We start from the raw sequence: 12987 nt of genomic DNA on the forward strand, positions 1-12987 counted from the left end.
GCGGGTCAGGAGCCCGCGCGCTCCCAGCCCCGCCGGTCCGGGCGCGGCCCCAGCTGCCTGGGGTCGCGCGACCGGTAGACCACGTACGGGCGGGTCAGGTACTGCAGGGGCGCGCTGAACATGTGCACCAGGCGGGTGTAGGGCACCAGGGCGATCAGCACCATCCCGACCACCGCGTGCACGTGGTACAGCACCGGGACGCCGGCCATCAGCTCCGTCTTCGGGTTCAGCGTGAACAGGCTGCGCGACCAGGGCGCGATGGTGCTCCGGTAGTCGTAGCCGTTGCCCGAGGTGTCGGACAGCTTGGCGATCATGCCCAGGAGCAGGGCGCCGAGCAGGAAGACGTACATGAGCTTGTCGTTGGCCGTGGTGGCCCGGAAGACGGGGGCGTTGGTGCGGCGCCGGTAGATCAGGATGCCGATCCCGGCGACCGCGAGAACGCCGGAGAACGTGCCGCCGTAGAGCGAGAACAGGTGGTACGCGTGCTCGCTGATGCCGATCGACTGCGTCCAGGACGCCGGGATGAACAGGCCGATCAGATGGCCGGCGAGCACGAACAGGATGCCGTAGTGGAAGACCGGCGAGGCGATGTTCAGCAGCTTCGACTCGTAGACCTGCGAGGAGCGGGTCGTCCAGCCGAAGCGGTCGTAGCGGTGCCGCCAGACGAGGCCCGCGATCAGCAGCGCGAAGGCGGCGTAGGGCAGCACGCCCCACAGGAAGACGTTCATCGGCGGGCTCCGGAGGGTGCGGGCGGCAGGGTGGCGCACACGGCGTCCAGGACGCACGCGTAGGGCGTGCCGAAGGCGGTGAGCCGGGCGCGCAGCTGGTCCAGGGCGTCGCGGTGCTCGGTGAGCATCCCCATGTTCCCGGTGCGGGAGACGAACTCCAGGACCGCGGGCAGGAAGTCCGGCAGCTCCTCGCCGGTGAACTCCAGGCCGTGGGCGCGGTACAGCTCCTTGAAGCGGACCAGGGACATCCCTCGGTTGCGGGTGTCGCCGTCGGTCCACCAGCTCAGGTACAGGCTGTGCCGGTTCTTGAAGTCGAAGACCTCGACGTAGTGCGCCTGGAGTTCACTCTGCCCGGTCGCCGCCGCGTGGTCGGTGAAGCCGCGCAGTTGCGGCGCCGCCTCGCGCAGCAGCGGCAGCCGGGCGCGGAAGTCGTCGTCGGGATACGTCAGACAGAGCGCCGCCGCCTGGTACAGCACCTCGAAGCCGGGCATCGGTTCAGACCTCCCTCTCGTCGTCCGCGGTCTGCCGCCTGCGCAGGATGTGGAAGTTCTCCACAGGCACCAGCGGCAGCCGTTTGCGTCCCGAGTCCTGGCCGAACGGCCCGTCGCCGCCCATGCCGGGGCCGCCGTCGGTGTCCAGGCTGCACGTGTCCGGCAGGGCGGACGCCTCCAGCCGGTGCGCGTCCCCGACGGCCGCCGTCGGGATCACGTACCGCTCCTCGTACTTGGCGATCGCCAGCAGCCGGTACATCTCCTCGACCTCCTCGGGGCGCATGCCGACGCCCGCGCAGACGGCCGGGTCGGGGTCCTCGCCGAGGTTGACCGACCGCATGTGGGCCCGCATCGCGGCGAGCTTCTCCAGCGACGCCCGCACCGGCCCGGTGTCTCCCGCGGTGAACAGCTCGGCCAGGTACTCCAGCGGGATGCGCAGCGTGTCGATCGCGCCGAACAGGTTGTCAGCGTCCTCGCCGTCGTGCCCGGTCTCCGTCAGCGCGTCCACCACCGGCGACAGCGGCGGGATGTACCAGACCATCGGCATCGTGCGGTATTCGGGATGCAGGGGCAGCGCGACCCTGTACCTGCTGACCAGCGCGTGCACAGGGGAGCGGCGGGCCGCCTCGATCCAGTCGAACGGGATCCCCGCCTCCTCTGCGGCCCGCCGCACCTCCGGGTCCTCCGGGTCGAGGAAGACGCCCAACTGCGCCTCGTACAGGTCGTGTTCGTCCGGTGTCTCGGCGGCCTCGGTCACCTTGTCGGCGTCGTAGAGGACCACGCCCAGGTACCTGAGCCGGCCCACGCAGGTCTCCGAGCAGACCGTGGGCTGACCGGCCTCGATGCGCGGGTAGCAGAAGGTGCACTTCTCCGCCTTGCCGGTGCGGTGGTTGAAGTACACCTTCTTGTACGGGCATCCGGTCACGCACATCCGCCAGCCCCGGCAGCGGTCCTGGTCGACCAGGACGATGCCGTCCTCCGAGCGCTTGTACATCGCCCCCGACGGGCACGACGCCACACACGACGGGTTCAGGCAGTGCTCGCAGATGCGCGGCAGGTAGAACATGAAGGTCTCTTCGTACGCGAACCGCACCTTCTCCGATGCCTGTTGACGCGTGCGCTCCACCATCGGGTCCAGGTCGCCGTAGGCGGGGGCGCCGCCCAGGCTGTCGTCCCAGTTCGAGGACCAGCCGATCTTCATCGGCTTGCCGTCGAGCTGCGAGACCGGCCGCGCGACGGGGTAGTCGGTGCCGAGGGGGGCGTCGGTGAGGTTCTTGTAGTCGTACGTCCAGGGCTCGTAGTAGTCCTTGATCTCCGGGAGCCGCGGGTTGGAGAAGATCCCGGCGAGCTTCTTGAACCGGCCGCCCGCCTTCAGTCTCAGCGCGCCGCGCCGGTTCAGCTCCCAGCCGCCCCGCCACTTCTCCTGGTCCTCGTAGCGGCGCGGATAGCCCTGTCCCGGGCGGGTCTCGACGTTGTTGAACCAGACGTACTCCATGCCCCGCCGGTTGGTCCACGCCTGCTTGCAGGTCACCGAACAGGTGTGGCAGCCGATGCACTTGTCGAGGTTCATGACCATCGCGACCTGGGCCATCGGGCGCATCAGTACTCGACCTCCTGGGAGCGGCGCCGGATCACCGTCACCTCGTCGCGCTGGTTGCCCGTCGGGCCCAGGTAGTTGAACGCCCAGGACAACTGGGCGTAGCCGCCGATGAGATGGGTCGGCTTGAGGAGCAGACGGGTGAGCGAGTTGTGGACGCCGCCGCGTTTCCCGGTCGTCTCCGTGAGCGGGACGTTGACCGTGCGTTCCTGGGCGTGGTGCATGAAGACCGTGCCGGGCGGCATGCGGTGCGAGACGATCGCGCGGGCCACCACCACGCCGTTGCGGTTGACCGCCTCGATCCAGTCGTCGTCGGCGACCCCGATCGCCGCCGCGTCCTCGGCGGACATCCAGATGGTCTGACCGCCCCGGGACAGCGCCAGCATGAACAGGTTGTCCTGGTACTCGGAGTGGATGGACCACTTGTTGTGCGGGGTGAGGTAGCGGACCGTCACCTCGCGGTGCCCGTCCGGACCGAGTCGCGGCTCGCCGAACAGCCGGTGCATGTCCAGCGGCGGCCGGTACACGGGCAGCGCCTCGCCCAGCTCGTGCATCCAGTCGTGGTCGACGAAGAAGTGCTGCCGCCCGGTGAGGGTGTGCCACGGCTTGAGGTGCTCGGTGTTGAGCGTGAACGCCGTGTAGCGCCGCCCGCCCGCCTCGCTGCCCGACCACTCCGGAGAGGTGATCACCGGTACCGGTGCCGCCTGGGTGTCGGCGTAGGTGATCCGCTTGCCCTCGTGCTCGGCCGCCAGGTGGGCCATCTCCTGCCCGGTCTTCGCCTCCAGGGTGTGGAAACCCTGGGTGGCCAGGCGGCCGTTGGTGGTGCCGGACAGCGACAGGATGGTGTTGGCCGCCTTCACCGCCGTGTCCAGCGCCGGGCGCCCGTCGGCCGGGCCGCCGCGCACCGTGCCGTTCAGGTCCCGCAGCCGCGCCACCTCCTCGTCCGGCCGCAGCGTGATGCCCTTGGCGGGCAGCCCCTTGGCCTCCACCAGCGGACCCAGCGCCGCGAACTTCGCCCCCACCGCCGTGTAGTCGCGCTCCACGACGACGAGGCTCGGCATCGTCTTCCCGGGCTCCGGCTCGCACTCCCCGCGCCGCCAGTCCCGTACGACACCGCCCGGCTGGGCGATCTCCCCGGGGGTGTCGTGCTGGAGCGGCGCCGCCACCAGGTCCTTGCGGACCCCGAGGTGGCCCTCGGCCAGCTCGCTCAGCTTCTCCGCGAGGACCTTGAAGGTGTCGAAGTCGGTGCGCGCCTGCCACGGCGGGTTCACCGCCGGGGAGAAGGCGTGCACGTAGGGGTGCATGTCCGTGCTGGACAGGTCGTGCTTCTCGTACCAGGTCGCGGCGGGCAGCACCACGTCGGACAGCAGTGTGGACGAGGTGTGCCGGAAGTCCAGCGACAGCAGCAGGTCGAGCTTGCCCTCGGGCGCCTCCTCGTGCCAGACCACGTCCCGGGGCCGCTCGCCGGGCGCGGCCTCCTCGGCGCGCAGCGAGGACTGGGTGCCCAGCAGGTGCTTGGTGAAGTACTCGGCGCCCTTGCCGGACGAACCGAGCAGGTTGGCCCGCCACAGGGTCACGATCCGCGGCCAGTTCCCGGGTGCGTCCGGGTCCTCGCCCGCGAACTTGAGCGTTCCCGCCCGCAGTTCGGCCACCGCGTTCGCCACCGGGTCGCCGAAGCTCTCGCCCAGCTCCAGCGGGTTGCGGTCGAAGGTCGGGTACGAGGGCATCCAGCCCGTGCGCGCCGACAGGGCGAGACAGTCCGCGCCCGCCATCCCGGCCAGCCGGCCCTCGCCCAGCGGCGAGGCGAGGACGTCGGCGCGGAACCGGTCGTAGCGCCACTGGTCGGTGTGCAGGTACCAGTACCCGGTGCCGATCGCCTGGCGCGGCGGGCGCGACCAGTCCGACGCGGCGGCCAGCGACGCCCAGCCGGTCACCGGGCGGCACTTCTCCTGGCCCACGTAGTGCGCCCAGCCGCCCCCGTTGCGGCCCTGGCAGCCGGTGAGCTGGAGCAGGGCCAGGAAGCCCCGGTAGATCGTCTCGGAGTGGAACCAGTGGTTGGTGCCCGCGCCCATCAGGATCATGCAGCGCCCCTTGGAGCGTTCGGCGGTGCGCGCGAACTCCCGGGCGATGCGGACACAGGCCGCCGCCGGGACCGAGGTGTGCGTCTCCTGCCAGGCCGGGGTGGCGGGCGCTTCGGCGTCCTCGTACGACGCCGGCCAGTCGCCCGGCAGCTCCGGCCGGGCCACGCCGTACTGGGCGAGGAGCAGGTCGAAGACGGTCGTCACCAGCGGTCCCGTCGCCCCGCCGAGGCGCGTCGCCGGCACCCCGCGGCGCAGGACGTCGCCGCGTCCCTGCCCGTGTGTGCCGCCCTCGGTGTCGAAGCGAGGGAGGAGCACTTCCACGCCCGAGGCCATCTCGTGGCCGTGCAGGCTCAGCCGGGGGTGCACGTCGCCCAGGTCCAGGTTCCACTTCCCCCGGTCGGCGTCGTTCCAGCGGAAACCCAGCGAGCCGTTCGGGACCACCGCGCGGCCCGTCGCCTCGTCCAGCACGACCGTCTTCCAGCGGGCGTCGTCGCCGCCCTGCCCCAGGTCGGCGGCGCGCAGGAACTTGTCCGGCACGTACGCCCCGTCCCGCTCGGTCAGCGTCACCAGGAACGGCAGGTCGGTGAAGCGCCGCACGTAGTCGTCGAAGAACGGGGTGACGCGGTCGACGAAGAACTCCTTGAGCACCACGTGCCCCATCGCCATCGCCAGCGCGGCGTCCGTCCCGGGGTGCGGGTGCAGCCACTGGTCGGCGAACTTGGTGTTGTCCGCGTAGTCGGGCGAGACCACGACCACCTTCTGCCCCCGGTAGCGGGCCTCCGCCATCCAGTGCGCGTCCGGCGTGCGGGTCACCGGCACGTTCGTACCCCACATGATCAGGTACGCCGCGTCCCACCAGTCGCCCGACTCCGGCACGTCCGTCTGGTCGCCGAAGACCTGCGGGGACGCCACGGGCAGGTCGGCGTACCAGTCGTAGAACGACAGCATCGGGGCGCCGATCAGCGAGTGGAAGCGGGCGCCCGCGGCATGGGACACCATCGACATCGCGGGGATGGGGGAGAAGCCCGCGATGCGGTCGGGGCCGTGGGCGCGGATCGTGTGCACGTGCGCGGCGGCGATCATCTCGACCGCCTCGTCCCAGCTCGCCCGCACCAGGCCGCCCTTGCCGCGCGCCCGCTGGTAGCGGGCGCGGCGCTCCGGGTCGCCCTGGACGTCGGCCCACGCCAGTACCGGGTCCGCCAGCCGGGCCTTCGCCTCCCGGTACATCTCCAGGAGCACCCCGCGCACGTACGGGTAGCGCACCCGGGTGGGGGAGTAGGTGTACCAGGAGAACGCCGCGCCCCGGGGGCAGCCGCGGGGCTCGTACTCGGGGCGGTCGGGACCGACCGACGGATAGTCCGTGGCCTGGGTCTCCCAGGTGATGATGCCGTCCTTGACGTACACGTTCCACCGGCACGAACCCGTGCAGTTCACGCCGTGCGTCGACGTCACGACCTTGTCGTGGCTCCAGCGGTCCCGGTAGAAGGCGTCCGACTCCCGCCCGCCGACCAGCCCGATGCTGTGCAGGTCGGGTGCGGCGGTGCCCGGCCGGAAGAACCGTCCCGCGCGCAGCAGCGCCGCGCCCGGCTCGGTGGGCGGTGTCCGCGTGTCGGTCACGTGCGCTCCCTTGCTCTCCCGGTCCCGGGTGCTCGCCAGGCCCTGGTTCACGAACCTAGGGCCGGGCGCGGGAGCGCACCTGTTCGCGGCGCCCGTACGGGTCAGGGGGCGGGCCGCCGGACGGCCGTGGCGGGGTGTGCGCGCACCGTCGGGTCAGGGCTTGCGGGCCACCCCCGCGTACACCGGCACGATGCCCTCCGTCTGGGCCGCCACGTCCTCCGGGTCCGGCCGCCAGCCGGTGACCGGGATGATGCCGGGGCCCAGCAGCTCCAGACCGTCGAAGAAGCGCGCGAACTCGGGGAGGGAGCGCGGGTGGAAGGGCGTGCCGCCGCGGGCGAACAGCTCCGCGGCCCTCCCCACCGCCTCCGGGTTCAGATCGGGCGTGACCTGCGAGAGGACCAGGTGGCTGCCCGGTGCGAGCACGTCCTTGTACCGCTTGAGCAGGCCGTGCGCGTCGTCGCCGTCGGCCGCGTCGCCGAGGTAGTGGGTCAGGGCCACCAGCGACAGGGCGACGGGCCGGCCGAAGTCCAGGCACTCGCCCGCCAGCCGCAGGATCAGGTCCGGGTCCCGGACGTCCGCGTGGACGTACTCGGTGGCGCCCTCCGCCGAGCCGTGCAGCAGCGCCTCGGCGTGCCTGAGGACGATCGGGTCGTTGTCGGCGTAGACGACCCGCGACTCGGGGGCCACCGCCTGCGCCACCTGGTGCAGGTTCGGCTCGGTGGGGATGCCGGTGCCTATGTCAAGGAACTGGCGGATCCCGGCCTCGGCGAGGGTACGCACCGCCCGGTGCATGAACCGCCGGTTCGCGCGTGCCCCGCGCACCGCCGTGCTGTCCGCCGCGAGGATCCGGCGGGCCAGCTCCTCGTCCACCGGGTAGTTGTCCTTGCCGCCCAGCCACCAGTCGTAGACCCGGGCCGGGTGCGGCCTGCTGGTGTCGAGGGGCGCGGGCTCGGATCCGGTCATGCGGTGTCGTCTCCTCAGGGGCCGGGTGGCAGGTCGTCGCCGGTCAGAAGTTCTCGCGGTACTCGCGCAGGATCTTCTCGGTGCGCTGGGTCGAGGCGGCGCGCGCCGTCATGTGGTCCAGGACCTCCAGGTGCGCCGAGACCTCGGTGCGGGAGTCCAGGTACAGGGCGCCCGTCAGGTACTCGGTGAAGACCATGTCGGGCAGCTCCGGCTCCGCGAAGCGGAACAGGGTGAACGGCGCGTACGTCCCGGGGTGCGGCCCGTCCTCGAACTCGGCGACCTGGAGCGTCACCCGGTCCCGCGCGGCGAACTCCAGCAGCTTGTCCAGCTGCTCGCGCATCACCCGGCCGTGGATGCTCACCGGCCGCTTCAGCACCGTCTCGTCCATCACCACCCACAGGTGGGGCGGGTCCGGGCGGTCCAGGAGCCGCTGTCGCTCCATGCGCAGGGACACGTGCCGCTCCACCGCGTCCGCGCCCGCGTTGCCGATCGTCCCGGCCTCCAGGACCGAGCGCGCGTAGTCCTCGGTCTGCAGCAGCCCGGGCACGAAGTGCGGCTCGTAGGACCGGACGATCCGCGCGGCGCCCTCCAGGCTCACGTACAGGCTGAACCAGTCCGGCAGCACGTCGTGGTACCGCTGCCACCAGCCCGGCTGGTTCGCGTCCTCGGCGAGCGCGACGAAGGCCGCGACCTCGTCGGAGCCGACTCCGTACGCCGTCAGCAGTATCTGGACGTACGGTATTTTCAGCGCGACCTCGGCCATTTCCATGCGCCGCACGGTCGCCGGGGCCACGCGGAGCACCTTGGCGGCCTCCTCGCGCTTGAGTCCCGCCGTCTCCCGCAGTTCCTGCAGCCGTCTGCCGAGGACCACCTGGCCCACGGTGGGTGCGGCCCGCCGCTCGCTCACGCCACGCCTCCCCAACGCGCCCAAGTCTCATCGCAGTCTGTCATGTTCCTCTGTCAGTCTCACAGGGGTGTTCGTGGATCTTTCTCGGACCGGACGCCAAACCCGGCGGGTGCCGGACGCATTACCCGGCGGGTAATCGACCGGGCCCGTGCGGGGCGGGATCGTGGAGCCACCGGGTTCCGGTCCGGCGCACTCCGGCCCGGAACCCGGCCCACCCCAGCATGTCCGACCCGACGGAGGGTGACTCGTCATGTCCACGCACCAGCTTGCCGCACTCGCCCGTACGGCCGAGCCCCGGCTGATGCTCCGCCGCTTCCTGGCCCTCGACGCGGTGGTGACCGGCGCCAACGCGCTCGCCTACCTCGCGCTCTCCGGCCCGCTCGGCCGCTGGTTCGGCGCCGGCTCCGGCCTGCTTCTCGCCCTCGGCGCCTTCCTCGCGGTGTACGCCGGGTGCGTGGGCCTGCTGGCCGCCCGCCTCCGGCCTCCCGCGCTCGCGGTCCGGGCCGTCGTCGAGGCCAACCTGGCCTGGGCGGCCGTCAGCCTCGTCGCGCTCGCGCTCTGGCTCACGCCCACCACGGCCGGAGCGGTGTGGACGGTGCTCCAGGCCGTCGTCGTGACCGGGTTCGCGCTGCTCCAGTACGCGGCCCTGAGACAGGGTCAGGGAAGCAGTGTGTGAAGGTACTTGACCGTCGCCGGGTCGGCCGGGAGCAGCGTCTCGATGGCCAGCTCGGCGACCGTCACGTCCATCGGGGTGTTGAAGGTGGAGATGGACGAGATGAACGACAGGACGTTTCCCTGGTGCTCGATCTGCATCGGCAGCGCGAAGTACGGCACCGGTTCCTCCGGCTCGCCGCCCGGCGCGGTCTCCGGCACCGGGTACGCCGCCACCTCGTCGTACAGCTCCCGCAGCGGCTGCGAGCGGTGCAGGGCGATCTGCCGTCCCATCTGCTCCAGCAAGTGGCCGCGCCACTCGCGCAGGTTGCGGATGCGCGGCGCCAGTCCCTCCGGGTGCAGCGTCAGCCGGATGGCGTTCAGCGGCGGTGCGAGCAGGTGCTCCGCGACGCCGTCCATCAGCATCGTGATCCCCCGATTGGCCGCCAGCACCCGGTACGTCCCGTCGACGACCAGCGCCGGATACGGCTCGTAGCCCCGGATCAGCCGTTCCATGCCCTCGCGCAGGGCGCCGAGCGCGGGGTCGTCCAGCGGGGTCTCCGGGTAGCGCGGGGCGTAACCGGCCGCGAGCAGCAGCGCGTTGCGCTCGCGCACGGGGACGTCCAGGTGCTCGGCGAGGCGCAGCACCATCTCCTCGCTCGGCCGGGAGCGGCCCGTCTCGACGAAGCTGATGTGGCGGGCGGAGGAGTCGGCGCGCAGCGCCAGCTCCAGCTGGCTGACCCGGCGCCGCTCCCGCCAGGCCCGCAGCAGGGGGCCCACGCCCCGGTCGGTGGCGGGGGCGGTACCGGACATGAGTGCGGTCATGCCCAGCACGGTAGTCGACGCCGGGCCGCGCCGGAGCGGCCGCGCTGTGGCACGCTGGAGCCGATCCGTCCGTCGAGCAGCACCAGCGAAGGAGCGCAGCACATGCCCGTCGAACCGCTGTCGTCGCAGGAGGTCGAGGAGCGCCTGGCCGGGCTGCCCGGCTGGTCGATCGACGCCGGCCGCCTCACCCGCTCCTACCGGCTCGGCTCGCACTTCGCGGCGGCCGCGATGGTCGTCCACGTCGCCCAGGTGCAGGAGGAGCTCGACCACCACTCCGACCTGACCCTCGGCTACAACACGGTCGCCCTCGCCGTGCACACCCACAGCGCGGGCGGCGCCGTCACCGAGAAGGACATCGAGCTCGCCCGCAGGGTGGAGGACCTGGCCGCCGGTCACGGGGCACACTGACGGTGTGCTCGACTACGACAAGGAAGCGGAGCGGTACGACGAGTCCCGCGGCGGCGAGCCCCGGGCCGCGGCGGCCGCGCGGGCCGTACTGAGCCTGCTGCCGCGGCAGGCCCGCCGCCTGCTCGACGTGGGGTGTGGCACCGGCATCGTCACCCGGCGGATCGCGGCCGGACGCGACGGCCTCCGGGTGACCGGCGTCGACCTCGTCCCCGCCATGGCCCGCCGTGCCGACGCCCGGCTGCCCGGGGCCGTCGCGCTGGCCGACAGCCGCCGACTGCCCTTTGCGGGCGGGGAGTTCGACGCCGTCACCAGCGTCTGGCTGCTGCACCTCGCGGGCGGCGCCCGGAACACACGGGCGATCGTCGGCGAGTGCGCCCGCGTGCTGCGGCCCGGCGGGGTGTACGTGACCACGGTGGACAAAGGCGCCTCGCACAACGTGGGCAGCGACATCGACGCCGTGCTCGCCGCCCGCCCGCCCAGCACCGCGCACGACGCCGCCCACCTGGTCGAGGAGTACGCCCGCGAGCACGGGCTGCTCCCCGTGGGTATGGCCCGCTTCACCGGCCACGGCCAGGGCCGCAGCCCCCGCCGGACGGTGGCGGACCTGCGGCGCGGCTGGTTCGTCACGCTGCCGCCGGGCGCGCCGCTCGCGGAGGAGTTCGCGGCGCGGCTGGCGGCCCTGCCTCACCAGGACCGGCCCCGGCCCGACCCGGTCTTCACGCTCGCGGCGTTCCGGAAGCCGTAGGGCGAGGGCGGCAACCCGGCGGCGCCGGGCGGCGACTGGGAGACGGAATCCATCCGCCCTCCAGGAGGTTCGTCACGTGAGGCACCCCCACACCCGCCCCTGCGCGCCCCACACGCACCGCAGACGCCGTCTCGCCCCGGCCGCGGCCCTCATCGCCGCCGGGCTCCTCGGCGCCGGCCTGACCACCCTGGCCCCCGACACCGCCGAGGCCGCCACCGCGCGCCAGGTGGAGGCCCTGGACCGGGGCGTCGTCAGCGTCCACACCGGCGACGGCAACCTGGTCGGCTGGCGCTGGCTGGGCACCGACCCGGACAACGTCGCGTTCAACGTCTACCGGGCCGGCACGAAGGTCAACTCCAGTCCCATCACTGGCTCCACCACCTACTTCCACGCCGGCGCCCCCTCGCACGCCGACTACACCGTCCGCGCGGTCGTGAACGGCACCGAGCAGGGCGACTCCGTCCACGCCATCCAGTTCCGCGCCGGCTACAAGGACGTACCGATCAGCCCGCCCTCCGGCGGCACCACCCCCGACGGCGTCTCCTACACCTACGAGGCCAACGACGCCTCCGTCGGCGACCTCGACGGCGACGGCGCCCTCGACCTCGTCCTCAAGTGGCAGCCGACCAACGCCAAGGACAACTCCCAGTCCGGCTACACCGGCAACACGATCGTCGACGGCATACGCCTCGACGGCACCCGCCTGTGGCGCGTCGACCTGGGCCGCAACATCCGCTCCGGCGCCCACTACACCCAGTTCCAGGTGTACGACTACGACGGCGACGGCCAGGCCGAGGTCGCCATGAAGACCGCGGACGGCACCAGGGACGGCACCGGCGCGGTCATCGGCAGCTCGTCCGCCGACTACCGCAACTCCGGCGGCTACGTCCTGTCGGGCCCCGAATACCTCACCATGTTCAACGGCCGGACCGGCAGGGCCATGGGCACCGTCGACTACGTCCCCGCCCGCGGCTCGGTCTCCTCCTGGGGCGACTCCTACGGCAACCGCGTCGACCGCTTCCTGGCCGGCACGGCGTACCTGGACGGCTCCCGCCCCTCCGTGATCATGGCGCGCGGATACTACACCCGCACGGTGATCGCGGCCTGGGACTGGCGCGACGGCCGGTTCACCCGCCGCTGGACCTTCGACACCAACTCCTCCACCAACAGCGGCAAGGGCTACGACGGCCAGGGCAACCACCAGCTCTCCGTCGCGGACGTCGACGGCGACGGCAGGGACGAGATCGTCTACGGCGCGATGGCCGTCGACGACAACGGCTACGCCCTGTGGACCACCCGCAACGGCCACGGCGACGCCATGCACGTCGGCGACCTCGACCCGTCCCGTGCGGGTCTGGAGGAGTTCAAGGTCGACGAGGACGGCTCGAAGCCCTCCTCCTGGATGGCCGACGCCCGCACCGGCCAGATCCTCTGGTCCACCGGCGCGAGCGGCGACAACGGCCGTGGCGTCTCCGGGGACATCTGGGCGGGCAGCGCGGGCGCCGAGTCCTGGTCGTCCGCCGAGAGCGGCATCCGCAACCCCAGGGGCACGGTGGTGAACGGCCGCAAGCCCTCCAGCGCCAACTTCCTGTCCTGGTGGGACGGAGACACCGTCCGCGAACTCCTCGACGGCACCCGTATCGACAAGTACGGCACGTCCGGCGACACCCGCCTGCTCACCGGCTCCGGCGTCGCGTCGAACAACGGCACCAAGGCCACCCCGGTCCTCGCCGGAGACATCCTCGGCGACTGGCGCGAGGAGGTCGTCTGGCGCACGTCGAACAACACGGCCCTGCGCATCTACTCCACCCCGTACGACACGGACACCCGCATCACGACCCTCCTCCACGACACCCAGTACCGCACCGCCCTGGCCTGGCAGAACACGGCCTACAACCAGCCCCCGCACCCGAGCTTCTTCATAGGCAACGGCATGCCGACGGCTCCGCGCCCGTCGGTCTACACGCCCTGACC

General features: G+C 72.1%; 11 protein-coding genes. 4 read left to right on the forward strand and 7 right to left on the reverse strand.

Features of this window, described 5'->3' with window-relative positions; all coding sequences use genetic code 11:
- Positions 1 to 5 precede the first annotated feature (5 nt).
- The 6 genes from narI to C4J65_RS29745 all read right to left on the reverse strand — a co-directional run bounded on the left by narI (position 6) and on the right by C4J65_RS29745 (position 8384).
- The gene (narI, locus tag C4J65_RS29720) at positions 6 to 728 is read right to left on the reverse strand and encodes a respiratory nitrate reductase subunit gamma (RefSeq protein WP_115745180.1); all 723 of its coding nucleotides are present in this window, start codon (positions 726 to 728) and stop codon (positions 6 to 8) included.
- Positions 725 to 1219: a nitrate reductase molybdenum cofactor assembly chaperone gene (narJ, locus tag C4J65_RS29725; protein ID WP_115745181.1), complete on the reverse strand. Its 495-nt coding sequence runs from the start codon at positions 1217 to 1219 to the stop codon at positions 725 to 727. Before narJ ends, narI begins: the two co-directional genes overlap by 4 nt.
- A 4-nt stretch (positions 1220 to 1223) precedes the next feature.
- Entirely contained in the window at positions 1224 to 2819 is a 1596-nt protein-coding gene (gene narH / locus C4J65_RS29730; RefSeq protein ID WP_115745182.1) for a nitrate reductase subunit beta, read from the reverse strand.
- Positions 2819 to 6514 (reverse strand): nitrate reductase subunit alpha, encoded by a 3696-nt coding sequence (locus tag C4J65_RS29735; RefSeq protein WP_115746693.1) that lies wholly within the window; start codon positions 6512 to 6514, stop codon positions 2819 to 2821. Before C4J65_RS29735 ends, narH begins: the two co-directional genes overlap by 1 nt.
- 153 nt (positions 6515 to 6667) lie before the next feature.
- Positions 6668 to 7477 carry an SAM-dependent methyltransferase gene (locus tag C4J65_RS29740; RefSeq protein WP_115745183.1) on the reverse strand — a complete coding sequence of 270 codons (810 nt, stop codon included), beginning with the start codon at positions 7475 to 7477 and terminating at the stop codon, positions 6668 to 6670.
- A 43-nt stretch (positions 7478 to 7520) separates the two neighbouring features.
- Positions 7521 to 8384, reverse strand: a complete 864-nt coding sequence (locus tag C4J65_RS29745) for a helix-turn-helix transcriptional regulator (RefSeq protein WP_115745184.1) — start codon at positions 8382 to 8384, stop codon at positions 7521 to 7523.
- A gap of 250 nt (positions 8385 to 8634) precedes the next feature.
- Between C4J65_RS29745 and C4J65_RS29750 the strand changes: the two genes are divergently transcribed.
- Positions 8635 to 9060, forward strand: coding sequence for a hypothetical protein (locus C4J65_RS29750; RefSeq protein ID WP_115745185.1), 426 nt, complete (start codon positions 8635 to 8637; stop codon positions 9058 to 9060).
- Here the strand turns inward: C4J65_RS29750 and C4J65_RS29755 are convergent.
- Positions 9042 to 9860 (reverse strand): helix-turn-helix transcriptional regulator, encoded by an 819-nt coding sequence (locus tag C4J65_RS29755; RefSeq protein WP_115746694.1) that lies wholly within the window; start codon positions 9858 to 9860, stop codon positions 9042 to 9044. The two genes, C4J65_RS29750 and C4J65_RS29755, sit on opposite strands and share 19 nt — an antisense overlap.
- Before the next feature lie 102 nt (positions 9861 to 9962).
- Here C4J65_RS29755 and C4J65_RS29760 point away from each other — a divergent pair, with 102 nt between their 5' ends.
- The 3 genes from C4J65_RS29760 to C4J65_RS29770 all read left to right on the forward strand — a co-directional run bounded on the left by C4J65_RS29760 (position 9963) and on the right by C4J65_RS29770 (position 12985).
- The gene (locus tag C4J65_RS29760) at positions 9963 to 10268 is read left to right on the forward strand and encodes a 4a-hydroxytetrahydrobiopterin dehydratase (RefSeq protein ID WP_115745186.1); all 306 of its coding nucleotides are present in this window, start codon (positions 9963 to 9965) and stop codon (positions 10266 to 10268) included.
- Positions 10269 to 10272: 4 nt separating this feature from the next.
- Entirely contained in the window at positions 10273 to 11013 is a 741-nt protein-coding gene (locus C4J65_RS29765) for a class I SAM-dependent methyltransferase (protein ID WP_115745187.1), read from the forward strand.
- Between the two features lie 76 nt (positions 11014 to 11089).
- The gene (locus tag C4J65_RS29770) at positions 11090 to 12985 is read left to right on the forward strand and encodes a rhamnogalacturonan lyase (RefSeq protein ID WP_115745188.1); all 1896 of its coding nucleotides are present in this window, start codon (positions 11090 to 11092) and stop codon (positions 12983 to 12985) included.
- Positions 12986 to 12987: the final 2 nt, after the last annotated feature.

This window comes from Streptomyces sp. CB09001 (assembly GCF_003369795.1).
GTDB lineage: Bacteria > Actinomycetota > Actinomycetes > Streptomycetales > Streptomycetaceae > Streptomyces.

Coding starts and splice junctions, on each gene's coding strand:
- narH (WP_115745182.1), bottom strand. CDS start 2,819: ATGCGCCCGATGGCCCAGGTCGCGATGGTCATGAACCTCGACAAGTGC.
- narI (WP_115745180.1), bottom strand. CDS start 728: ATGAACGTCTTCCTGTGGGGCGTGCTGCCCTACGCCGCCTTCGCGCTG.
- C4J65_RS29760 (WP_115745186.1), top strand. CDS start 9,963: ATGCCCGTCGAACCGCTGTCGTCGCAGGAGGTCGAGGAGCGCCTGGCC.
- C4J65_RS29750 (WP_115745185.1), top strand. CDS start 8,635: ATGTCCACGCACCAGCTTGCCGCACTCGCCCGTACGGCCGAGCCCCGG.
- narJ (WP_115745181.1), bottom strand. CDS start 1,219: ATGCCCGGCTTCGAGGTGCTGTACCAGGCGGCGGCGCTCTGTCTGACG.
- C4J65_RS29740 (WP_115745183.1), bottom strand. CDS start 7,477: ATGACCGGATCCGAGCCCGCGCCCCTCGACACCAGCAGGCCGCACCCG.
- C4J65_RS29755 (WP_115746694.1), bottom strand. CDS start 9,860: ATGACCGCACTCATGTCCGGTACCGCCCCCGCCACCGACCGGGGCGTG.